Source organism: Pararhodobacter aggregans, from assembly GCF_003075525.1.
Classification (GTDB): Bacteria; Pseudomonadota; Alphaproteobacteria; order Rhodobacterales; family Rhodobacteraceae; genus Pararhodobacter; species Pararhodobacter aggregans.
The window spans coordinates 193936-216411 of record NZ_QDDR01000001.1; the positions used below are offsets into that span (position 1 = coordinate 193936).

Genomic DNA, 22476 nt, shown 5'->3' on the forward strand with positions numbered 1-22476 from the left:
TGCCTGTGTTTCAGACTGTCACGCGCTGTGATCGCGGGGAATCTTGCAATGGCCCAATGACAGGGTAAAACGGGCGCAAATTTAGAGCAGGAAAACCATGTCTGTATCCCTAGTCATTCTCGCCGCCGGCATGGGCAGCCGGATGAATTCCGCACGGCCCAAAGTTTTGCATCCGATCGGCGGCGCGCCGCTTCTGGCCCATGCCATGCGCGCGGGCGATATTCTGGAGCCCGAGCGCGTCGTGGTCGTCACCGGCCATGGGGCCGAGGCCGTCGCCAAGGCCGCGAAGACCGCCAATCCCGAGGTGCTGATCGCCCATCAGGCCGAGCAGCTGGGCACCGCCCATGCCGTCGCCCAGGCGCGCGCCGCGCTGGAAGGCTTCACCGGCGATGTGGTGATCCTTTACGGTGACACCCCCTTCGTCAGCCCCGAGACGCTGGAGCGGATGCGCGAGGCGCGCGAGCGTCACGCGGTCGTGGTGCTGGGCTTCGAGGCCGCCGATCCCGGGCGCTATGGCCGGCTGATCCTGAACGGCGAGATGCTGGAACGGATCGTCGAATTCAAGGACGCGACCGAGGCGGAGCGGGCCATCACGCTGTGCAACTCGGGCGTGGTCTGCGCCGACGCATCGGTACTTTTCCAACTTATCGACAGCGTGGGCAACGAGAATGCCGCGGGCGAGTATTACTTGACCGACATTGTGGCGATTGCCAGACAAAAGGGCCTCAGCGTCGGCGCGGTGCGCTGCGACGAGGCCGAGACGCTGGGCATCAACACCCGCGCCGAACTCGCCGCGGCCGAGGTCGCCTTCCAGACCCGCGCCCGGGCCGAGGCGCTGGAGAACGGCGTGACGCTGATCGCGCCCGAGACGATCTATTTCTCGCTGGATACGGTGATCGGGCGGGATGCGGTGGTCGGGCCGAACGTGGTCTTCGCCCCCGGCGTCACCGTCGAAAGCGACGCGACGATCCGCGCCTTCTGCCATCTGGAGGGCTGCCACGTCAGCCGCGGCGCCACCGTCGGGCCCTTCGCCCGGCTGCGGCCCGATGCCTATCTGGCCGAGGATGTGCATGTCGGCAATTTCGTCGAGATCAAGAATGCCAACATCGACGAGGGCGCCAAGGTCAACCATCTGACCTATATCGGCGACGCCGATGTCGGCGAGGGTTCGAACATCGGCGCGGGCACCATCACCTGCAATTACGACGGCGTCTTCAAGCATCGCACCACCATCGGCAAGAACGTGTTCGTGGGGTCGGACACGATGCTGGTGGCGCCGGTGCGGCTGGGCGACGGGTCGATGACCGGCTCGGGTTCGGTCATCACCGAGGACGTGCCGGCCGGGGCGCTGGCGCTGGGCCGGGCCCGTCAGGAAAACAAGCCGGGCCTCGCGACCCGGCTCATGGAACGTCTGAAGGCCAAGAAGGCCGCGGCAAAGAAAGAGGGCTGATCTCATGTGCGGGATTGTGGGCGTTCTGGGAACGCACGAAGTGGCACCGCTGATCCTCGAGTCGCTCAAGCGGCTGGAGTATCGGGGATACGATAGCGCCGGGATCGCCACGGTGAACACCGGGCGGCTGGACCGCCGCCGGGCGGTGGGCAAGCTGATAAACCTGTCGGACCTGCTGGTGCACGAACCGCTGGCGGGCAAGGCGGGGATCGGCCACACGCGCTGGGCCACCCATGGCGAGGCGAATGTGAAGAACGCGCATCCGCACAGCTCGGGCCCGGTGACGGTGGTGCATAACGGCATCATCGAGAATTTCCGCACCCTGCGCGAGGAGCTGGCCTCGGTCGGGCTGGGTCACGAGACCGACACCGACACCGAGACCATCGCGCTGCTGACCCGGCACCTGATGGAGCAGGGGATGGACCCCGAGGCGGCCGTGCGCGAGACGCTGGCGCGGCTGGACGGGGCCTTCGCGCTGGCCTTCATCTTTGAAGGGCATGACGATCTGATGATCGGCGCCCGCAAGGGCTCGCCGCTGGCGGTGGGCTGGGGCGACGGCGAGATGTATCTGGGCTCGGACGCGATCGCGCTGGCGCCGATGACCGACCGCATCACCTATCTGGACGAGGGCGACTGGGTTGTTCTGACCCGCGGCGGCGCCACCTTCTACGATTTCGCGGGCAACCGGGTGAACCGTGATGTCAGCGTGATCCGGCTGGATCAGACGCGCGTCGACAAGGGCGGCCACCGGCATTTCATGGCCAAGGAGATCGCCGAGCAGCCCTCGGTCCTGGGCGCGGGGCTGGCCTTCCACCTGTCGCCCGACGGCAAGACCATCGCCTTCCCGCCCGAGGTGGATTTCCGCGGCATCGACCGGGTGACGATGGTCGCCTGCGGCACCGGCCATTACGCGACCCAGGTGGCGAAATACTGGTTCGAGCAGATCGCGGGCCTGCCCTGCGACACCGATATCGCCAGCGAGTTCCGCTACCGCGAGCCGGTGCTGAGCGACAAGGGCATGGGCATCTTCGTCAGCCAGTCGGGCGAGACCGCCGACACGCTGGCGGCGCTGCGCTATGTCGACGGCAAGCTGAGCCGCACGGTCGGGGTGGTCAATGTCTCGACCTCGTCCATCGCGCGGGAATCGGACGTGGCGCTGCCGATCCTGGCCGGGCCGGAGATCAGCGTGGCCTCGACCAAGGGCTTCACGGCGCAGCTGCTGGTCCTGCTGCTGCTGGCGCTGAAGGCCGCGCATGACCGCGGGCGGCTCGACGATGCGGGGCTGGCCGAGAAACTGGCCGAGCTGCGCATGCTGCCGGGCATCCTGGCCCAGGCGCTGGATCGCGAATCCGAGATCGAGGCGCTGGCGCACAAGATCTCCAGCGCCAAGGACGTGCTGTTCCTGGGCCGCGGCGTGATGTACCCGCTGGCGCTGGAAGCGGCGCTGAAGCTCAAGGAACTGAGCTATATCCACGCCGAGGGCTATGCCTCGGGCGAGCTGAAACACGGCCCCATCGCGCTGATCGACGAGGTGATGCCGGTGGTGGTGCTGGCGCCCCGTGACGCGCTCTATGACAAGACCGTCTCGAACATGCAGGAAGTCATGGCCCGGCTGGGCAAGGTCATCCTGATCTCGGACCGCAAGGGCCTCGACGAGGCAGGCAAGGTCTGGGGCACGCTCACCATGCCGAACGTGCCGAGCCTGATCGCGCCCATCGTCTATGCGGTTCCGGCGCAGATGCTGGCCTATCACACGGCGCTGGCCCGCGGCACGGATGTGGACCAGCCGCGCAACCTGGCGAAATCCGTCACGGTGGAGTGAGACGGCCAGGCGCTTCGCGGCGTTCGAGGAGGACCATCTGCGGCTCATCGCCGGGCAGCAGATGGTCTTCGTCGCCACCGCGGCGCCCACGGCCGGGTGAACCTGTCACCCAAGGGCATGGACAGCCTCAGGGTGACGGGGCCGAACCGGCTGGTCTGGCTGAATGTGACCGGCTCGGGGAACGAGACGGCGGGTCATCTGCGCCTCGATCCCCGGAGGACGCTGATGTGGTGTTCCTTCACCACACGGCCGGTGATCCTGCGCGCCTGTGGCGCGGCCCGCACCCTGCATCCGCGGGACGCGGAATGGGCCGGGCTTATGGGCGGTTCTAGCCGACGCCGGGGGCGCGGCAGACCTACCTGCTGGATGTGGATCCGGTGCAGACCTCCTGCGGCTATGCCGTGCCGTTCGATGACCATGTGGCCGGGCGCGACACGCTCCGTCGCTGGGCCACGCCGCGGGACGAGGCGGCACTGCAGGCCTGTCGGGCCGAAAAGAACGCGCTGACGCTCGACGGTTTCCCCACCGGCACGCCAAAGTGATCCGGCCGGGCGGGGCGCGCGTATCCCCTCGGTATCGCCCGGAGGCCCGCCATGCTCACCCGCCGTCTGTTCCTGCTCGCCGCACCACTCCTCGCCGCGGGCTGCGCCACCCGCCCCGACGCCCCCGGGACCGCCGGTCCCCTGACGCTGCGCGACGTGTTCCTGGGCGAGGTCCGGGGCCGCGGTCTGTTCCGCGTCGACCTGACCGGCGCTGAGCGGCGCTTCACCGCGCGGCTGCACGGGCGGATGCAGGGCGAGCAGCTGATCGTGGCCGAGGATTTCACCTATGACGACGGCCAGACGGGCCGCCTGACCTGGGTGTTCCAGCCCCTCGGCCCCGGTCGCTGGAGCGGTCGGCGCGAGGATACGGTGGGTCTGGCCGAGGTGGTCGAGGAAGGCGAGACGATCCGCCTCGACTACACCGCCGATTTCGAGTCGCTCGAGGGTGTGACGCGGCTCGCCTTCTCGGACGTGATCTATCGCGCGCCGGGGGGATTGGTTATCAACGAAGCCATCGTGCGGCGCTGGGGGATCCCCGTGGGCCGCGTCCGCTTCGAAATGACCCGAGCATGATTGACCCAGAGACCGCGCTATCCCGCCTGCACGCCCAGACCGATCCCACCCGCGCCGCCGAGATGCGCGCCTATCACAAGGTGGACCGGATCTATCTGGGCCTGTCGAACCCGCAGATCGACGCGCTGGTCGCCGAATGGCGCGCGGTTTGCAGCGTCGAGGAGCGCGTGGCACTGGCCGACGCGCTCTGGGCCAGCGGCATCCATGAGGCGATGATCGCCGCGGCCAAGCTGCTGACCCAGGCGCGGCTCCGGCCGGATGACGCGGCCTGGGCCCTGATCGCCGGCTGGGCCGAGGGGTTCGACGGCTGGGCGGTGGCCGATACCGCCGCCGCCGCCGGAAGCCGCCGCCTCGCCGCGGATCCGTCGCGGCTCGATCAGGTCGAGGGCTGGACGCAGCACCCCAACATGTTCACCCGCCGCGCGGCGCTGGTCATGACCCTGCCCTGGGCGCGGCTCAACAACCCGAAAGCGGCCGATCTGGCGGTGCGCGAGCGCGTGCTGGGCTGGGCCGCGGGCTACGCCGACGACCGCGACTGGTTTATCCAGAAGGCGGTCGCCTGGTGGCTGCGGGACCTGTCGAAACACGACGCCAACCGGACCCGGGCCTGGATCGCCGAGCACGGCGACCGGCTGAAACCTTTTGCCCGGAAAGAGGCCCAGCGGTTGCTCGCCGACTGAGGGGACAGGGCATGCGGGGGGCCAGCCCCCCGCGCCCCCCGCCAAAGGGGACCCTCGGGCCCCCTTTGGAAACCCCCGAGGATATTTAGAGAACAAAGATGCAAGTTAAGAGCGCGTTAAGCCGCCTTCTTTGCGCTGCAAATATCCTCGGGGGGTGAATTGGCCGTCAGGCCAAGAGGGGGGCAGACGGCCCCCCTCCCTTCGGCGCGGCGGCACGCCGCGCCGCTGGTCGCCCGAGGCGCCCGCGGCAGCGGGCAACGAGGGCGAAACACCTCCCTAGCGGTCGAGCCTGAGCAGCCGGTCGACCGAGAGCCGACCCGGCCCGTAGGCCAGCACCGCCAGGAGGCTCGCAGCCCAGGTGCCATGCAGGACCCAGGCCTCGGGATAGACGAAGATCTGGATCACCGCCGTCATCGTCAGCAGCCCCGCCGCCGACAATCGCGTGCAGAGGCCGGCGATGATCAGCACCGAGAAGGCGTGTTCGCCCAGCGTGGCCAGTACCGCCGCCCAATCCGGGGGGATCAGCGGCAGCGCGTATTCGTGCTCGAACAGGTAGAAGGTCGAGGGTTTGATCGAAAACCCCTCGACCTTGGTCCTTGCCGACAGCCAGAAGGTCACGCCGACGAATATCCGTGCGGCGAGTTGCACGAGGTCGGCGGGGATCAGCCGGCCAGCGCGGGCGTTCAGCGACAGGATCCGGTTGCGCAGGGTCATGGGGTTTCTCCGATCTCGGCGATGAGGTGGTGGCGGATCAGCAGGGCCAGCAGCGGGGTCGGGTCGGTGGTGGCCTTGGCCAGTGGCTGACCCTGGAGCCACGCGCAGAGCAGCGCGTGGCTGTCGCGGCTCAGCGGTTCGACCGTAACGGCAAGGCCCGGCGTTCTGGCGATCAGCGCCTGTTCGGGGCCGCCGGGCAGGGGCGCGGGCGTCGCGCCGGGCTGGTTCAGGCGCCACAGGCTGACCGCCGGGCTTTCAGCCGCGAAGGCCTGCACCGAGGGCACGAGCCGCAGGATCAGGCGTTCGGGATCCGCCTGTCCAAGCCTCGCGGGGTCCGCCGGGGCCGCGTCCGGCGCGTGATAGGCGAGGCCGCGCAGCCATTCCAGCCGGGCGACATCGGGCAGGTAGGGCAGCGATCGCGCGGGCGGGAAGCGCGCCAGGAAGCCCGGAAAAGCCGCGCCCCAGTCGAGGAGGACGGGCGAATCGGGCGGGTGCTGCGCGGCAAAGACCCGGGCCATGGCGGCGAAGAATTCGGCGCCGACCAGCCGCTCGATCACCGGAAACCGGGCGGCCAGGGCGCGGGACAGCCCGTGCTGGACATTGTTGCGATAGACGGCGAAGCGGCGGTCGCGGGTGGGGGCAGGGCCCAGGCCCTCGGGCGTCGCGGGCGTCCAGAGCGCGGCGGCGAGCCGGGCTTCGGTCACGGCGTGGTCAGCGGGAGGGGGCATCGGGGACCTCGGCGGTGTTCAGGGCGAGTGTGAGGCGGTGGCGTTGCGGCGGCGCGTGATGGTCTTGGAGGGCGGTTGCGGCGCGGGTCAGGGGCCGACGCGCAGGGGCCCCGAGCAGGTCGGTTTTGCCTGCCTTCGGGCGGCGAGCCGGGGGGGCGTCGGCCGGGCGCAGGGGGGCTCGCGGCGTGGCAGCGGGCGCCATGTTCCGGGCGAGCCGGTCGCGGTGCGGGCGGGCGTTGGAGGGCAGGGGCCGACCGGCTGGGGGCGGGGCGGCATTCGCGGTGCCTGCCTGCGTCATCTTTTGGCGCGAGGAGAGGCCGTTGCTGGTCAGCTCGCGCCTTAAGTCTTGCAGATGATGAGGGGCGGCCGGACCCGACGCCCGCCTCGGTCCGGGCTGTGCGGTGAGGCGCCGGGCCTGGGGCGCGGGCCTCGCTGGGGGCGCCGCAGGTCCGGGCGGACGCCGGGCCAGGTCACGCGGCGTGGACATGGCGGGTCCTGGCCAGCAGCGTCGCGGCGCGCCGGGTTTCGGACTGGAGCTGCGCGAAGGCGGGCACGTCGTTGTCCCATTCGATCAGCGTGGGGCGCGGACCGGTGCGGGCGATGACCTCGGCATAGAGCGTCCAGACCGGATCGGCTACGGGGCGCGAATGGCTGTCGATCAGCAGGGGGCCGTCCTCCAGCACCTCGACCTCGTGCCCGGCGAGGTGGATCTCGCCGACCAGCTCCAGCGGGAAATCGGCCAGATAGGCGCGGGGATCGGTCCGGTGGTTCACCGCCGAGACGAAGACGTTGTTCACATCGAGCAGCAGGCCGCAGCCGGTCCTGCGGGCGATTTCGCGCAGGAAATCCGTCTCGGCCCAGGTGCTGTCGGCGAAGGTGACATAGGTGGCGGGGTTTTCCAGCAGCATCCGGCGGCCGAGCACCTCCTGCGTCTGGTCGATATGGGCGCAGATCGTGGTCAGCGACTGATCCGTATAGGGCAGCGGCAGCAGGTCGTTCAGCCAGGCCGCCCCGTGCGAGGACCAGGCGAGATGTTCGGAAAAGCTCTCGGGTTGATAGCGGTCCAGCAGGCGCTTCAGCCGGGCGAGATGCTCGCGGTCCAGGGGACCCGCGCCGCCGATCGACAGGCCGACGCCGTGGATCGACAGCGCATGCGCCGCGCGCAGCCGTTCCAGCATGGCATGCGGGGCACCGCCCGCGCCCATGTAATTCTCGGCATGCACCTCGTAGAAGGCGACAGGCGCGCCGAGCGCCTCGCGGAAATGCTCGGGCTTGAAGCCGAGGCCGGGGGCGTCGGGAAGGGCGGCGGACATGGCGGGCTCCTGTCAGGGAAGGGGCCGCCCCGGGGCGCGGGGCGGCCCGGGGATCACATCATGACCGGCATGTAGGTATCGGCGACCGCCATGTCGAAACCCGCGGGCAGGTCGCGGTTGATGCCGGGGCCGTAGCCGCCCGCTTCCAGTTGCTCGGCGGTGGCACCCATGCGGGCATGGCCCATGCCATCGGCGGGCAGTTCCATCGTGGCGCAGGTGCCGGCCGGGACCAGGGTCCAGGCATTGCCCTGGTAGTCGATGGTCGAGGTGCCGGCGCAGCTGGTGCCCGGGCCCGCGGCGCAATCGTTCTGTCCGGCCATCGAGACGCCGTAGCAGCGCTCTTGCGCCATGTCGTCGGCCTGGGCGGCCCCGGCGGAAAGCGCCAGCGCGGCGGCGATCGAAGCGGCGAGGATCGGGGTTTTGGTATTCATGGTTGGGATCTCCCGGTTGAAGGCCCCGCATCCGTTGCGGGCCTGCCCTTCAGGACGGTGCCGGACAGGGCGTCGTTACGCCTGCTCACGCAGCCGTGACATCGGTGCGTTTTTCGTCGATCTTGGCGGCGGGCGGTGTAACAACTCGGCCCATTGCACCGTATCGGAGGTCGCGTGCCCCCCATGGACGAACCGAGCTGGGAGTCGCTGATGCGCGCCGCGAACCGCGGCGACCAGCGGTCCTATGCCCGGCTTCTGGGGGCGGTCACGCCGGTCGTGCGCGGAATCGTCCGGGCGCGGGGCGGGACGCTGGGTCCCGAGGCTTGCGAGGATGTGGTGCAGGAGGTGTTGCTGACCATCCACCTGAAACGGCAGAGCTGGCGCGAGGATGCGCCGCTCAGGCCGTGGCTCTATGCCGTGACGCGGCACAAGGTGGTGGATGCGTTCCGCGCCCGGGGCCATCGGGTGGAGATCCCTGTCGAGGACGTGGCCGAGATCCTGCCGGCGCCCCCCGGCGAGGACCCGTTCGAGGCCCGCGACATGGCCCGGGTGATCGGGCGGCTGGAGCCCCGCGCGGCCGAGATCGTGCGCGCCATCGGCATCGACGGCGAGAGCGCGGCCGAGGCCGGCGCCCGGCTGGGCATGAGCGAGGGCGCCGTCAGGGTGGCATTGCACCGGGCCTTCAAGTCGCTGGCCCGGCTGCGGGAAAGGATGATCGAATGAAGACCGACGCGCTGATTGCGGCCCTTGCCGCCGATACCACGCCCCGGGTCGCCCCGGGCGCGCGGCTGGCGCGCAGCCTGCCGGTGGCGTTTGTGGTCTCGGTGCTGCTGCTGCTGGTCTTCTGGCAGGTGCGGCCGGATCTGGCCGAGGTCCTGACCTCGGTCCCGGTTTACAAGACGCTGGTGCCCGCGGCGATGGCGCTGGCGGCGCTGTGGCTGGCCCGCGGCATGGCGCGGCCCGAGGCGCGGGTCGGGGCCGAGGCCTCGGTCGTGGGCGTGCTGGGGCTGGGACTGCTGGGGGCGCTGGCCTACGGGCTCGCGACCAACAGCCCGGCCGAGATCGCCGAGCTGCTGGATACCCGCGATTTCGAGAATTGCCTGATCTCGGTGCCGGTCCTCGCGGCGCTGCCGCTGGCGGGCGCGCTCTGGGCGATGAAGGCGGGGGCGCCGCGCCACCCGGTGCTGGCCGGGGCGGTCGCGGGCCTGTTGGCGGGGGGGATCGGGGCGGCGGTCTATTCGCTGCATTGTCCGCATGACCCGCTGATGTATTTCCTGTCGGCCTATGGGGGCGCGATGCTGGTCGTCGTGGCGTTGGGCGCAGTGATCGGCGGGCGGGTGCTGCGCTGGTAGGATGGGCAATATTGCCCATCCTACGGGGCGGGCAGGGGCAGGGATGGTGCGTGCGAGCACGCACCCTACAGGAGGTTTTCCCCTTTGCCGGTAGGGTGCGTGCTCGCACGCACCGACACTCGGGCCCTCAATCCGGAAGCGGGATATATTCCTCCGTATCCCCCGGCGGCAGTTCGAACAGGCCCTTGCCCCAGTCACCCCGGCGCCAGGCCTCTTTCGCCTCTTCGATCTTCTCCTTCGAGGAGGAGACGAAATTCCACCAGATATACCGCGGTCCGTTCAGCGTATCGCCGCCCAGCAGCATCAGCCGCGCGCCCGCCGGTCCCGCCTGAAGCGTGATCGCGTCGCCGGGACGGAAGACCGCCATCTGCCCCGTCTCCAGCACCTGCCCGGCCACCGTGACCGAACCCGCCAGCACATGCAGCCCCCGGTCCTCGTGATCCATCGGCAGCGGGATCCGCGCGCCCGCTTCCAGCACCGCATCGGCATAGAACACGCCGCCAAAGGTCGAGACCGGCGCCTTCTCGCCCCAGGCGGTGCCGAGGATCAGCCGCACCCGTTTGCCTTCGGCCTCCAGCATCGGCAGGTCGCCCTTGCCGAAATGCTCGAAGGCGGGGGCCATCTCCTCGCGGTCCTCGGGCAGCGCCAGCCAGGTCTGCACGCCGAACAGGTCGTGCGGCCCCTGCCGGACCAGCGGGTCGGTGCGTTCGGAATGGGTGATGCCGCGGCCCGCGATCATCCAGTTCACTTCGCCGGGGATGATCTTCTGATCGGTGCCGAGTGAATCCTTGTGGATGAAATGGCCGTTGAGCAGATAGGTCACGGTGCCCAGTCCGATATGCGGATGCGGCCGCACGTCGATCCCGGCGCCGGTGACGAATTCCGCCGGACCCATCTGGTCGAAGAAGACGAAGGGCCCGACCATGCGGCGCTGGGCGGCGGGCAGGGCGCGGCGCACCTCGAAGCCGCCCAGATCGCGGGTACGGGGCACGATCAGGGTTTCGATCGCGTCGGGATCTGTGGTCAGGGGGCCGGGGTCGAAGGCCGGGTTCCAGCTCATGATATCCTCCTTTGCTTTTCACAAAGATGGACTGCCGGGGCGGTCTCGCAAAGCCCCGCACAGCCTCTCTGCGCGGGCGAACAGGCTCAGTCGCGGCGGAAGAGGCCCCGGGGCTGCGGCGGCGGCAGCACGGCGCCGGCGCGGCGGACCACCGGGATTGCCGAGGCCGCCTCGGGATGGGGCGGCAGGCCGCCGAAGCGGCGCCAGAACCGCACGCCGCCGAGCCTGCGCCAGGTCTGGGCGGAAAGCCCGACGCCTGCCATGAAGCCGCCGATATGGGCCCAGAAGGCGGTGCTGCTGCCCGAGGGTGTGGCCAGCCCGCCCGCCACCTGCACCAGCAGCCAGACGCCGAGCAGCGCCCAGGCGGGCACGGCGAAGGTCCGCAGCCCGACCACGTAATAGACCAGCAGATCGACGCGCGCCCGCGGAAACATGAGGAAATAGGCCCCCATGACCCCCGCCACCGCGCCCGAGGCCCCGGCGATCGGCACCCGGCCGCCCGGGCCTGCCAGAAATTGCAGCGCGAAGGCGATCAGCCCGCAGGCGAGATAGAAGCCGAGGAACCGCAGGGGCCCCATCTCGGCCTCGACATTGTCGCCGAAGACCCGGAGGAACAACATGTTCAGCCCCAGATGCACCCAGCCGCCATGGATGAACATGGCGGTGATAGGGGTGAGCAGGCCCTCACCGGCGCCGAGCCTTGCCGGGACCATCCCCCATTCCAGATACACGGCGCGCACCGAGGAATCGCTGCCCAAGGGGTAGAAGGCCATGAACAGGGTGATGTTCACGGCGATCAGCGCCCAGGAGAAGACGGGGACATGCCCCGAGGGGTTGTGGTCACGGACCGGCAGCATCCTCTAGGCGTGCCGCGTGCTTAACAAATGGTCAATCCCCGGATACGGCAACAAGCAGTTGCGCATTTCCGCCCGATGCCGTGGTGTCGATGCACAGGTGTCGTTCGGTCAGGGCATGGGCGCTGTCGGGTCTGGCGGTGACCAGAGGCAGGATCGGTCCCCTGCGGCGCGACAGCGCCAGCCCATAGGCCCGGGCCTCGGCCGCCTCGCCCCACCAGATCACACCGCTGAAGCCGTCGGCCGTTTCCAGCCACCCGGGCGCAACCGTGCCGCCCGCCACGACCGCCACGCCCCCCAGTGCGCGGATCGCCTCGGCCTGCGCGGCCTCCGTCTCGGCGCCGGGGCCGAGGCAGAGGACCGGCGCGCGGGGATGCAGGCTCAGCCGGTTCGATTCGCCGGTCGGGCCGGGCATGTCATGGGTGGCGATGGCCTCGGCCGGGACCGGGGTTTTCAGGGCCGTTGCGAGCGCCGTCAGGTCGGCCGGGACGCCGGCGCCGCTGGCGGTCGGCGCCGGCACGGGGGCCGCAAGGCGCGCGACATAGTCAGGCCCGCCCGCCTTCGGTCCGGTGCCGGACAGCCCCTCGCCGCCGAAGGGCTGCGAGCCGACCACGGCGCCGATCTGGTTGCGGTTGACGTAGAGGTTGCCGACGCGCAGCGCCTCGACCACCTCCTGCACCCGGTTGTCGATCCTTGTGTGCAGGCCGAAGGTCAGGCCGAAGCCGCGGGCGTTCACCGCGTCCAGCACCTTGGGCAGGTCGCGGCCCTTGAAGCGGGCGACGTGCAGGACCGGGCCGAAGATCTCGCGCGGCAGCGCCTCGATCCCGGAAACCTCGATCACCACCGGGGCGACGAAATGCCCGGCATCCGGCGCGCGGAGTTCGTGCAGCACCCGGCCGGCGCGGCGGGCCTCGGTCACATAGGCACGGATCTCGCGCGCGGCCTCCAGGTCGATGACCGGGCCCACGTCGGTCGCCAGCTGCCAGGGATCGCCCAGCACCAGCGCCTGCATCGCGCCGCCCAGCATCTCCAGCATGCCCTCCGCCACATCCTCCTGCACATAGAGGCAACGCAGCGCCGAGCAGCGTTGCCCGGCGGACTGGAAGGCCGAGGCGACGACATCGCGCACCGCCTGTTCCGGCAGGGCGGTCGAGTCGACCACCATGGCGTTGAGCCCGCCGGTCTCCGCGATCAGCGGCGCGCCGGGGGCGAGGTTGGCGGCCATCGCCCGGCGGATCGCCCGCGCCGTCTCGGTCGAGCCGGTGAAGACCACGCCATCGACCCGCGGGTCCGAGGTCAGCGCGGCGCCCACCTCGGCCCCCTCGCCGGGCAGGAGTTGCAGCGCGGTGCGGGGCACGCCCGCCTCATGCAGCAGCGCCACGGCGGCGGCGGCGATCAGCGGCGTCTGTTCGGCGGGTTTCGCCAGCACGGCATTGCCCGCCGCCAGAGCGCCCGCGATCTGGCCGGTGAAGATGGCCAGCGGGAAGTTCCAGGGCGAGATGCAGGTGATCCGGCCGCGCGGCGCCATGTCCGCCTCGATCCGCGCGGCGTAGTAGCGCAGGAAATCCACCGCCTCACGGACTTCACCCACGCAATCGGGCAGGCCCTTGCCCGCCTCCCGTGCCAGCAGGGCAAAGAAGCGGCCGAAGTCGCGCTCATAGAATTGGGCGGCGCGGGTCAGGACGGCGGCCCGTTCGGCGGGCGGCGCATCCCAGACCTGCGCGGCCCCCAGCGCGGCCTCCACATCGGCCCGCGTGGCCTGCGTGACATGGCCCACCGTTTCGCCCGGACGGGCGGGGTTGCCGACGGGCAGCGTGGCGCCGCCCCGTGCCGGGACCGCCAGCAGCGGCACGGCGGCGAAACTCGTGGTGGCAAAGGGCGCCCGGGCGGCCTCGATCACCGCCAGATCCTCGGTGTCGGTCAGGTCGAATCCCTGCGAATTGCGTCGTTCGGGGGCGAAGAGGTCCGGCCCCTTGGTCAGCGCGCGGGGGCGATGGGCAGTCAGGGGATCGGCGACCACCTCCTCCGGCGGCACCTTCTCGTCGACGATCTGGTTGACGAAGGAGGAATTCGCGCCGTTCTCCAGCAGGCGCCGGACCAGATAGGCCAAAAGGTCCCGATGCGCGCCCACGGGGGCGTAGATCCGGCAGCGCGTGCCCTCGCCGGTCAGCACCAGATCATGCAGCCGCTCGCCCATCCCGTGCAGGCGCTGGAATTCGAAGGCATCGCGCGGCAGGTCACGCGCCATTTCTAGCACGGCGGCGACGGTCTGGGCGTTGTGGGTGGCGAATTGCGGATAGATCCGGTCGGTCAGGCCCAGCAGCTTCCGCGCATTGGCCATGTAGGAAATGTCGGTCGCGGTCTTGGCGGTGAAGACCGGGAAACCCGGCAGGCCCAGCACCTGCGCCCGCTTGATCTCGCTGTCCCAATAGGCGCCCTTCACGAGGCGCACCATGATCCGGCGGTTGAGCCGCCCGGCCTCGGCCGCCAGCCAGTCGATCATGGCGCCCGCGCGGGGCCCATAGGCCTGCACCACCACGCCGAACCCGTCCCAGCCTTCCAGCGCCGGGTCGGCCAGCACCGCGGCAATCACGTCGCGCGAGAGAACCAGCCGGTCCTGCTCCTCGGCGTCGATGTTGAAACCCATGTGGCGCTTGGCGGCCATCCGGGCGAGTTGCGTGACCCGCGGCACCAGCTCGCGCATGACCCGATCGCGCTGGCCTTCCTCATAGCGCGGATGCAGCGCGCTCAGCTTGACCGAGATGCCGGGATTGGCGCGGATGTCGGTGCCCTTGCAGCCCTTGCCGATCGCCTCGATGGCGCGGGCATAGGCGGCCCGATAGCGCAAGGCGTCGGCTTCGGTCCGCGCGGCCTCGCCCAGCATGTCGTAGGAATAGGCGTAGCCCCGCGCCTCCATCGCCGCGCCCCGGGTCATGGCGGCGGTGATCGTCTCACCCAGCACGAACTGGCGGCCCATCTCCTTCATCGCGCGGGAGACGGCGGTGCGGATGACGGGCTCGCCCAGACGGCGGACGGCGGCGCGCAGGTGGCCGGCGATGCCGGGCTCGGCCTCGTCGTCCAGCACCCGGCCGGTCAGCATCAGCGCCCAGGTCGAGGCGTTGACCAGCGACGAGGCGGAATGGCCCAGATGCCGCCCCCAGTCCGAAGGGGCGATCTTGTCCTCGATCAGCGCGTCCATGGTGCCCGCGTCGGGGACGCGCAGCAGCGCCTCGGCCAGACACATCAGGGCGATGCCCTCGTCGGTGGACAGCCCGTATTCGGCGAGGAACACCTCCATCAGCCCCGGCTTCGCCCCCTCGCGGATCGCCCTGACCAGCGCCACGGCGCGCGCATGGATCCGGGCGCGGGCCTCGTCGGGCAGGGTGGCGGCGGCGGTGAGCGAGGCGACCAGCGCCTCCTCATCGGCGGGGATCGGAATGTGCAGCGGCTGGGTCGTCATGAGAGCACCGGAAGATGTCGATTCGACGCAAGATACGCCGATTGCAGCCCGCGTTTTTCCCGATTACCGTTGGTTGGCAGGCAGAAATGCCGATTTTCGCAGACCGGACAGGCGAATGACCCGCGACGAACTGGACGATTTCGACCGGACGATCCTGCGCATCCTCGGCCAGGACGGGCGGATCAGCGTGACCGAGCTGGCAAGCCGGATCAACCTGTCGAAATCGCCGACCCAGACCCGGCTGCGGCGGCTCGAGAAGGCGGGATTCATCACCGGCTACCAGGCGCGGCTCGATCACCTGCGGCTGGGCGCAGGGCATGTGGCCTTCGTCGAGGTGAAGCTCTCGGACACCCGCGAGGCGGCGCTCAAGGCCTTCAACACCGCGGTGCGGGCTCTGGCCGAGGTCGAGGAATGCCACATGATCGCCGGCGCTTTCGACTATCTGCTGAAGGTGCGATCGGCCGATATCATGGCCTATCGCCAGATCCTGGCCGAAAAGATCTCGGCCCTGCCGCATGTCGCCTCGACCTCGACGCATGTGGCGATGGAATCGGTGAAGGAAAGCGGGCGGTAGCGGGGTCAGGGTCACGCCCGCGGCAAGCCCGCGGAGATCGCAGAATGCGGGGGGCCAGCCCCCCGCACCCCCCGCTCAAGGGGGTTTTCCACCCCCTTGAGAAACCCCCGAGGATATTTGGAGAACAAAGATGAAGAGTAAGGGGGCGTTAACGCCCATCTTTGTTCTCCAAGTATCCTCGGGGGGTGAATTGGCCGCAAGGCCAAGAGGGGGGCAGACAGCCCCCCTTCTTCGGCGCGGCGAAGCCGCGCCGCTGGTCGCCTGAGGGCTCGGCGCCGGAGGCGTCGCGGCCGAGGGCGAAACCCCTTCCCCTCCGGTCAGAAGAGCGAGCCCTGCCCCTTCGGCGGCTCGGCGGGTTTGCGGCGGGGGCGGGGGGAGCCGCCGACCGGGACCGCCTCGAAACTGCCGTCGCGCAATTCAGCGGTGACCACCGCTTGGCCGCGGGCGGCGTCGGCGGTGGTCAGCAGCCGCCCCTCCGCGTCGCGCAGCACGGCATAGCCGCGGGCCAGCGTCTCGGGGTAGCCGAGCGAGCGGTGCATGCGAGACAGCGCCTCCAGCCGCTCCGTCGCCCGGGTCAGCCGTTGCGACAGCGCCGCCTCCGCGCGGGGGCCATAGCCCGGCCCCTCGAGCCGCTCGGCCTTGCGCGAAAGGCTCTGGGCCAGGGCTGGTGTCAGCCGCCTCCCCGCCTGCGCCAGCCTTTCGGTGCGTTGCTCGATCCGGGCGCGCAGCGTGCCGGGGCGCAGCCCGGCGCCCGCCCGGTTCAGCTCCAGCAATTTGCGCGCGGCCAGCGCCTTCAGCGAGCCCGCGAAGCGGTCGCCGGCGCGGTCGAGCCGCTGCACCGGCGTCGCCAGCAGTGCCTCGGGCCGGGGCAGGGCGCGGGCGAGGTCGCGCAGGCGCTGCGTCCGCATCTCGACCGCCGCGCCCCCGGTCCGGTGCAGCCGGGCCCCGAGTGCCGCCACCTGCGCCAGCAGTTCGGCCCGGACCGGCACCGCCAGTTCGGCCGCCGCAGTCGGCGTCGGCGCGCGCAGGTCCGCCGCGTGGTCGATGAGCGTGGTGTCCGTCTCGTGCCCCACGGCCGAGATCAGCGGGATCGCCGAGGCCGCCGCTGCCCGCACCACCGCCTCGTCGTTGAAGCCCCACAGATCCTCGATCGAGCCGCCGCCGCGCGCCACGATCAGCACGTCGGGCCGGGGCACCGGGCCGCCCGGTTGCAGCGCGTTGAAGCCCTCGATGGCGCGGACCACGTCCCGGGGGCAGCGCTCGCCCTGCACCGCCACCGGCCAGACGATCACCCGGCGCGGAAAGCGGTCGGCCAGCCGGTGCAGGATGTCGCGGATCACCGCCCCCTGGGCCGAGGTGATCACCCCGATCACCTGCGGCAGAAACGGAATCGGCCGCTTGCGCCCGGCGTCGAACAGCCCTTCGGCCGCCAGCTTCTTGCGCCGCGCCTCCAGCATCGCCATCAGCGCGCCCGCGCCCGCGGGTTCGACGTTGTCGACCTGCAGCTGGTATTTCGACTGCGGGGCGAAAGTGGTCAGGCGGCCGGTGGCGATGACCTCCATCCCCTCCTCGGGGCGGATCGTCATCCGCGCGACCTGACCCTTCCAGCTGACCGAGGCAATCACCGCCCGGTCGTCCTTGAGGTCGAAATACATGTGCCCCGTGCGGGCGATGACCACGCGGCCCACCTCGCCGCGCACCCGCACGCGGCCGAACTCGCCCTCCAGCGTGCGCTTCACCGCGCCGGACAGGTCCGAAACGGTGTATTCATGGGCGTTGCCGGGGCGTTCGGGGCCGGGGAGGTCGTCGTCGATCAGGTCCATGCGGCGACCTTAGAGGCTGGGCCGGCCGCGTCAATCGCTGCCCGCCCCGCGTGGCGGCCCGGCGGCGCGGTCAAAGCCAGCGTTTGCGCATCGGCTGATGGAAGCTCGCGATCACCAGCCAGACGAAAGTCGCGCCGATCAGCCCGGTCCAGAGGCCGGGCGACAGCGGCAGGTCCAGCAGATGCGCCGCCACCCCCAGGGCAACCAGCGCCGCCATGCCCGCCAGAGCGCCCTGCAACAGCCGCATCTGCCGCCGCTCGCGCCGCCCGAGCCACAGGCGCGGATCGGGGACGGCGTCGAACTCGGCGGCATAGAGCGGGATCGTGCCCTCGTGGAGGGCATCGAAGGGCGAGAACGGCCCGGTCAGGTGCCGGGGCAGCGCGGGCAGGGCCGCCAGCCGCATCGTGTCGTGCAGCCGCGCCACATCGGCCACCAGCGGCGGCGGCACGGTGCGCTCTGGGTCGATCCGCGCCAGATAGGCGCAACGGGCGTAATCGGTCACCAGAGCGCGTGCTTCGCCCTGTTATTTCACCAGCTTGCGAAGCGCGGCGGCGGCCAGTGCCTCGGCCTCGGGGCCGGCCAGCCAACTCTTGAGCGGTTGCCACAGGGCGGGGTCGCGGATCGGCATGTCGCTGCGCCTTGAGCACGGGGTGCAATCAGCCTAAAAGCCGCTCGCAAGGTTGTAAACGGGCAAGGGGCGCGGCATGAACATCCTCATCCTGGGCGGCGGTGGGCGCGAACATGCGCTGGCCTGGGCGATCAAGCAGAACCCGAAATGCGACCGGCTGATCGTCGCCCCGGGCAATGCCGGGATCGCGGCGATCGCCGAATGCGCAGCGCTGAACCCCGAGGACGGGGCCGAGGTGGTCGCCTTCTGCGAGGAGAATGCCATCGACTTCGTGGTCGTCGGGCCCGAGGCGCCGCTGGCCGCGGGCGTGGCGGATGCGCTGCGGGGCGCCGGGATCCTCTGCTTCGGGCCCTCGGCCGAGGCCGCGAGGCTGGAGAGTTCCAAGAGCTTCACCAAGGAAGTCTGCGACGCCGCCGGGGCACCGACCGCGGGCTGGGCGCGGTTCTCGGATCTGGAGGCCGCCAAGGCCCATGTCCGTGCGCAGGGTGCGCCCATCGTGGTCAAGGCCGATGGCCTCGCCGCGGGCAAGGGCGTGATCGTGGCGATGACGCTGGACGAGGCGCTGGCGGGGCTGGACGAGATCTTCGGCGGGGCCTTCGGCGCGGCGGGCGCCGAGGTGGTGATCGAGGAGTTCATGGCGGGCGAGGAGGCCAGCTTCTTCGTGCTGGTCGACGGCGAGACGGTGCTGCCCATCGGCACCGCGCAGGACCACAAGCGGGTGGGCGACGGCGATACCGGGCCCAATACCGGCGGCATGGGCGCCTATTCGCCCGCCCCGGTGCTGAGCCCCGAGATCGCCGAGCAGGCGCTGGACCGGATCGTCCGCCCGACCATGGCCGAGATGGCGCGGCGCGGCACGCCCTATCAGGGGGTCCTCTACGCCGGGCTGATGATCGAGAACGGCGTGGCGCGGCTGGTGGAATACAACGTCCGTTTCGGCGACCCGGAATGCCAGGTGCTGATGATGCGGCTGGGAGCGCAGGCGCTGGACCTGCTGCTGGCCGCAGCCGAGGGGCGGCTGGCCGAGGCGCGGGTCAACTGGGCCGAGGATCATGCGCTGACCGTGGTCATGGCCGCGCGGGGCTATCCCGGCGCCTATGAAAAGGGCAGCGAGATCAAGGGGCTGGACGGGCTGGGCGAGGACAGTTTCGCGATGGTCTTCCACGCGGGGACACGGGCGGATGGCGCCCGGATTCTGGCCCAGGGCGGCCGGGTCCTGAACGTCACCGCCCGGGGCGCGACCCTGGCCGAGGCGCAGGCGCGGGCCTATGCCATGGTCGATGCCATCGACTGGCCGGGCGGGTTCTGCCGCCGCGACATCGGCTGGCGGGCGCTCTGAATGGAATGGGCGGGCGAGGGCATCCTGCTTGCCGCCCGTCCCCATGGCGAAACCTCGGCCATTCTTGACGTCCTGACGGCCGAACAGGGCCGGATGCGGGGCGTGCTGCGCGGCGGGACCTCGCGCAAACTGGCGCCGATCCTGCAGCCCGGCAACACGCTGGCGCTGAGCTGGCGGGCGCGGCTCGACGACCAGCTGGGCAGTTTCACGGTCGAGCCGCTGAACGCCCGCGCGGGCGCCATCATGGCCGATGCCGAGCGGCTGGCGGCGCTCAACGCCCTCTGCGCACTGGCGGTGTTCGCGCTGCCCGATCGCGACCCGCACCCGCGGCTCCACACGCTGAGCCTGCATCTTCTGGACCGGCTGGCGCAGGGTGAGGCCTGGTTCGGCGCCTATCTCCTCTGGGAACGGCTGTTGCTGGAGGAAACCGGCTACGGGCTCGATCTGAGCGAATGCGCGGTGACGGGCGGGGTCGAGGGCCTGGCTTATGTCTCGCCCCGCACCGGCCGGGCGGTGACGCCCGAGGGCGCGAGCGACTGGGCCGACCGTCTGCTGCCGCTGCCGCCGCTGCTGCTGGACGCGACCTCGCCGGAAAGCCGCGCCCAGATGGCCGAGGGCTTGCGGACCACCGGGCATTTCCTGGCCGAGGTCCTGGCCCCTGCGCTGGGTTCGCGCCCCTTGCCCGAGGCCCGCGCCCGGCTGGTACAGCGCTTTCAGTCCTGAAGGGGGGAGGGGTTTCGCCCTCGTTGCCCGCTGTCGCGGGCGCCTCGGGCGACCAGCGGCGCGGCGTGCCGCCGCGCCGAAACAGAAAGGGGGGCCGTCTGCCCCCCTCTTGGCCTGACGGCCTGGTCCGGCCCTGCGCTTACGCTCCGGGCGTTCGGGCCTGACGACGCGCCCCTGGCGCCTCGTCCGGGCGGCCCTCACCCCCGAGGATATTTGACGCGCAAAGAAGGCGGCTTAACGCCCTCTTAATCTTCATCTTTGTTCTCTAAATGTCCTCGGGGGTTTCCAAAGGGGGCCCGAGGGTCCCCTTTGGCGGGGGGTGCGGGGGGCTGGCCCCCCGCTTCCTCCCGGCCCGCGCCGCGACTCATTGGCGAGGCGCTGCCGATGGTCTAGTCTCGCGCCGATGAATGCACATCTCGACTGGCATCTGGCCCGGGCGCTGCTGGAATGGCAGGCGGAACTGGGCGTGACGGAGGCGCTGGAGGCGCGGCCGCTGGACCGATTCGCGCTGGTGGCCGAGGCGGCTGCGGCGCGTGCTGCGCCGGTGGCGCAGAAAGCCGTGGGGCCGGCGGGCGCGATTGCCGCGCCCGCGCTGCTTTCCGATCCGGATCTGGGCGTGGCCGAGGCGCAGCGCATCGCGGCCGCGGCGCCGGACCTCGGGGCGCTTGCCGAGGCGCTGGCGGGGTTCGATCATTGCCAGCTGAAGCTCGGCGCGCGGAATTGCGTCTTTGCCGATGGCAACCCGAAGGCCCGCGTCATGATCGTGGGCGAGGGGCCGGGCGCGGACGAGGACCGTCTGGGTCGTCCCTTCGTCGGTCGGGCCGGGCAGCTTCTGGACCTGATGTTTGGCGCCATCGGCCTGTCGCGGCAAAGCCCCGACCCGGGCAAGGCGCTCTATATCACCAACACTGTCCCCTGGCGCCCGCCCGGCAACCGCGAGCCGACCAAGGACGAGCTGGCGATGCTGAAGCCCTTCCTGATCCGCCATATCGAGCTGGCCGATCCCGATCTGCTGGTGGTCGTCGGCAATGTCGCCTGCGACGCGCTGCTGGGCCTGCGCGGCATCCTGAGATTGCGCGGTAAATGGGCCGAGGCGCTGGGTCGTCCGGCGCTGCCGATGCTGCATCCGGCCTACCTGCTGCGTTCGCCCGAGGCCAAGCGCGAGGCCTGGGCCGACCTGCTGTCCCTGCAAGCGCGCCTGCGGAGCCTGCCGTGATCGATCCTGTCGTGCTGCTCGCCTATATCCCCGCCGCTTTGGCGCTCAATCTGACCCCGGGCGCGGATATGATGTTCTGCCTCGGCCAGGGGCTCAGGGGCGGGCCGCGGGCGGCAATGGCGGCCAATCTCGGCATCGGGCTGGGCTCGCTGGTGCATGTGCTGATCGCCGGGCTTGGGCTGGGCGCGCTGGTCGCCGCGCATCCGGGGCTCTTCGACGCGATCCGCTGGATCGGGGTCGCCTATCTGCTGTTCCTCGCCTGGAAATCCCTGCGGGCCAGCGCTTTGCCCGAGGTGCCGCGCGTCTCGCCCCGCCGGGCGTTTCGCGAGGGGCTGATGGTCAATCTGACCAATCCCAAGGTGATCCTGTTCGTGCTGGCCTTCATCCCGCAATTCGTCGATCCCGCCCGGGCCATCCTGCCGCAGTTCCTGCTCTTCGGGGCGATCATCGGCCTGGGAGGGCTGGTGGTGAACGGCGCGGTCGGCCTTGCCGCCGGGGGCGCGGCGGGGCGGCTGATGCGCTCGGCGCGCTTTGCCGCATGGCTGGGGCGCGTCTCGGCGGCGATCTTCGCAGGGCTGGCGCTCAGGCTGGCACTCATTCAGAGGGGCTGACCCATGGGCCGCATCGACGAGACGAAACCCTTCATCCCGGTCCGGATCGCCGTGCTGACCGTTTCGGACACCCGTACCGCGGCCGAGGATCGCTCGGGCGAAACGCTGGTCGAGCGGATCGCGGCGGACGGGCATGTTCTGGCGGCCCGCACCATCCTGCCGGATGAACGGGCCGAGATCGCCGATCAGCTGCGGCGCTGGATCGCCGATCCCGGCATCGACGTGATCCTGTCGACCGGGGGCACGGGCCTCACCGGCCGCGACGTGACGGTCGAGGCGCATCGCGATGTCTATGAGAAGGAGATCGAGGCCTTCGCCACGGTCTTCACCATGGTCTCGATGCAGAAGATCGGCACCTCGGCGGTGCAATCGCGCGCCACCGGGGGCGTGGCGGGGGGGACCTACCTCTTTGCGCTGCCCGGCTCGCCCGGGGCCTGCCGCGATGCCTGGGACGAGATCCTGCACTGGCAGCTCGATTTCCGGCACCGGCCCTGCAATTTCGTCGAAATCATGCCCCGGCTGGACGAACATCTGCGACGGAAATAACTCCGTGCTGCGTGAAACGGGGGCACAGGCTGGCCCG

General features: G+C 70.5%; 22 protein-coding genes. 13 read left to right on the forward strand and 9 right to left on the reverse strand.

Translation table 11 applies throughout. The features are described 5' to 3' along the window. Nucleotides 1-97: 97 nt before the first annotated feature. The 5 genes from glmU to DDE23_RS01005 all read left to right on the forward strand — a co-directional run bounded on the left by glmU (nucleotide 98) and on the right by DDE23_RS01005 (nucleotide 5067). Nucleotides 98-1450 (forward strand): bifunctional UDP-N-acetylglucosamine diphosphorylase/glucosamine-1-phosphate N-acetyltransferase GlmU, encoded by a 1353-nt coding sequence (gene glmU / locus DDE23_RS00985; RefSeq protein WP_107749520.1) that lies wholly within the window; start codon nucleotides 98-100, stop codon nucleotides 1448-1450. A gap of 4 nt (nucleotides 1451-1454) precedes the next feature. Continuing rightward, nucleotides 1455-3272: a glutamine--fructose-6-phosphate transaminase (isomerizing) gene (gene glmS / locus DDE23_RS00990; protein WP_107749521.1), complete on the forward strand. Its 1818-nt coding sequence runs from the start codon at nucleotides 1455-1457 to the stop codon at nucleotides 3270-3272. A gap of 377 nt (nucleotides 3273-3649) precedes the next feature. Continuing rightward, complete coding sequence (locus DDE23_RS25815; RefSeq protein ID WP_337589820.1) at nucleotides 3650-3814, forward strand: hypothetical protein; 165 nt, start codon at nucleotides 3650-3652, stop codon at nucleotides 3812-3814. A 51-nt stretch (nucleotides 3815-3865) separates the two neighbouring features. Continuing rightward, a complete protein-coding gene (locus DDE23_RS01000) occupies nucleotides 3866-4387 on the forward strand; it encodes a DUF3833 family protein (protein ID WP_107749522.1) in 522 nt (173 codons plus the stop codon). Further along, nucleotides 4387-5067: a DNA alkylation repair protein gene (locus DDE23_RS01005; RefSeq protein ID WP_107750203.1), complete on the forward strand. Its 681-nt coding sequence runs from the start codon at nucleotides 4387-4389 to the stop codon at nucleotides 5065-5067. Before DDE23_RS01000 ends, DDE23_RS01005 begins: the two co-directional genes overlap by 1 nt. Nucleotides 5068-5343: 276 nt before the next feature. Here the strand turns inward: DDE23_RS01005 and DDE23_RS01010 are convergent, their stop codons facing one another. From DDE23_RS01010 to DDE23_RS01025, 4 genes are all read right to left on the reverse strand, one after another. Further along, on the reverse strand, nucleotides 5344-5781 hold the full coding sequence (locus DDE23_RS01010) for a DoxX family protein (RefSeq protein ID WP_107749523.1): 438 nt from the start codon (nucleotides 5779-5781) through the stop codon (nucleotides 5344-5346). Next, a complete protein-coding gene (locus tag DDE23_RS01015; protein ID WP_107749524.1) occupies nucleotides 5778-6509 on the reverse strand; it encodes an HvfC/BufC N-terminal domain-containing protein in 732 nt (243 codons plus the stop codon). The genes DDE23_RS01010 and DDE23_RS01015 overlap by 4 nt, the downstream gene beginning before the upstream one ends. Nucleotides 6510-6979: 470 nt before the next feature. Then, entirely contained in the window at nucleotides 6980-7822 is an 843-nt protein-coding gene (bufB, locus tag DDE23_RS01020) for an MNIO family bufferin maturase (protein WP_107749525.1), read from the reverse strand. Between the two features lie 53 nt (nucleotides 7823-7875). Then, nucleotides 7876-8253 carry a BufA1 family periplasmic bufferin-type metallophore gene (locus DDE23_RS01025; protein ID WP_107749526.1) on the reverse strand — a complete coding sequence of 126 codons (378 nt, stop codon included), beginning with the start codon at nucleotides 8251-8253 and terminating at the stop codon, nucleotides 7876-7878. Between the two features lie 183 nt (nucleotides 8254-8436). Here DDE23_RS01025 and DDE23_RS01030 point away from each other — a divergent pair, with 183 nt between their 5' ends. Together DDE23_RS01030 and DDE23_RS01035 are read left to right on the forward strand one after the other, a co-directional pair. Continuing rightward, the gene (locus tag DDE23_RS01030) at nucleotides 8437-8976 is read left to right on the forward strand and encodes a sigma-70 family RNA polymerase sigma factor (RefSeq protein ID WP_107749527.1); all 540 of its coding nucleotides are present in this window, start codon (nucleotides 8437-8439) and stop codon (nucleotides 8974-8976) included. Further along, nucleotides 8973-9605 (forward strand): NrsF family protein, encoded by a 633-nt coding sequence (locus DDE23_RS01035; RefSeq protein WP_107749528.1) that lies wholly within the window; start codon nucleotides 8973-8975, stop codon nucleotides 9603-9605. Before DDE23_RS01030 ends, DDE23_RS01035 begins: the two co-directional genes overlap by 4 nt. A 127-nt stretch (nucleotides 9606-9732) precedes the next feature. Here the strand turns inward: DDE23_RS01035 and DDE23_RS01040 are convergent, their stop codons facing one another. The 3 genes from DDE23_RS01040 to putA all read right to left on the reverse strand — a co-directional run bounded on the left by DDE23_RS01040 (nucleotide 9733) and on the right by putA (nucleotide 14979). After that, nucleotides 9733-10665, reverse strand: a complete 933-nt coding sequence (locus tag DDE23_RS01040) for a pirin family protein (RefSeq protein WP_107749529.1) — start codon at nucleotides 10663-10665, stop codon at nucleotides 9733-9735. Between the two features lie 86 nt (nucleotides 10666-10751). Next, entirely contained in the window at nucleotides 10752-11522 is a 771-nt protein-coding gene (locus tag DDE23_RS01045; RefSeq protein WP_107749530.1) for a rhomboid family intramembrane serine protease, read from the reverse strand. A gap of 31 nt (nucleotides 11523-11553) precedes the next feature. Beyond that, a complete protein-coding gene (gene putA, locus DDE23_RS01050; protein ID WP_107749531.1) occupies nucleotides 11554-14979 on the reverse strand; it encodes a bifunctional proline dehydrogenase/L-glutamate gamma-semialdehyde dehydrogenase PutA in 3426 nt (1141 codons plus the stop codon). Nucleotides 14980-15094: 115 nt separating this feature from the next. On the opposite strand from putA, the gene DDE23_RS01055 reads away from it, so the two are divergent. Then, nucleotides 15095-15553, forward strand: a complete 459-nt coding sequence (locus tag DDE23_RS01055; protein ID WP_107749532.1) for an Lrp/AsnC family transcriptional regulator — start codon at nucleotides 15095-15097, stop codon at nucleotides 15551-15553. A 317-nt stretch (nucleotides 15554-15870) separates the two neighbouring features. Here the strand turns inward: DDE23_RS01055 and xseA are convergent, their stop codons facing one another. Together xseA and DDE23_RS01065 are read right to left on the reverse strand one after the other, a co-directional pair. Continuing rightward, on the reverse strand, nucleotides 15871-17376 hold the full coding sequence (gene xseA, locus DDE23_RS01060; protein ID WP_107749533.1) for an exodeoxyribonuclease VII large subunit: 1506 nt from the start codon (nucleotides 17374-17376) through the stop codon (nucleotides 15871-15873). Nucleotides 17377-17446: 70 nt separating this feature from the next. After that, nucleotides 17447-17878, reverse strand: a complete 432-nt coding sequence (locus DDE23_RS01065; protein ID WP_107749534.1) for a hypothetical protein — start codon at nucleotides 17876-17878, stop codon at nucleotides 17447-17449. A gap of 202 nt (nucleotides 17879-18080) precedes the next feature. On the opposite strand from DDE23_RS01065, the gene purD reads away from it, so the two are divergent. The 5 genes from purD to moaB all read left to right on the forward strand — a co-directional run bounded on the left by purD (nucleotide 18081) and on the right by moaB (nucleotide 22439). Continuing rightward, on the forward strand, nucleotides 18081-19343 hold the full coding sequence (purD, locus tag DDE23_RS01070; protein ID WP_107749535.1) for a phosphoribosylamine--glycine ligase: 1263 nt from the start codon (nucleotides 18081-18083) through the stop codon (nucleotides 19341-19343). Beyond that, a complete protein-coding gene (recO, locus tag DDE23_RS01075) occupies nucleotides 19344-20066 on the forward strand; it encodes a DNA repair protein RecO (protein WP_107749536.1) in 723 nt (240 codons plus the stop codon). A gap of 403 nt (nucleotides 20067-20469) precedes the next feature. Then, complete coding sequence (locus DDE23_RS01080; RefSeq protein WP_107749537.1) at nucleotides 20470-21282, forward strand: uracil-DNA glycosylase; 813 nt, start codon at nucleotides 20470-20472, stop codon at nucleotides 21280-21282. Then, complete coding sequence (locus DDE23_RS01085; RefSeq protein WP_107749538.1) at nucleotides 21279-21893, forward strand: LysE family translocator; 615 nt, start codon at nucleotides 21279-21281, stop codon at nucleotides 21891-21893. The genes DDE23_RS01080 and DDE23_RS01085 overlap by 4 nt, the downstream gene beginning before the upstream one ends. A gap of 3 nt (nucleotides 21894-21896) precedes the next feature. Further along, nucleotides 21897-22439 carry a molybdenum cofactor biosynthesis protein B gene (moaB, locus tag DDE23_RS01090; RefSeq protein ID WP_107749539.1) on the forward strand — a complete coding sequence of 181 codons (543 nt, stop codon included), beginning with the start codon at nucleotides 21897-21899 and terminating at the stop codon, nucleotides 22437-22439. The last annotated feature ends 37 nt before the right edge of the window (nucleotides 22440-22476 follow it).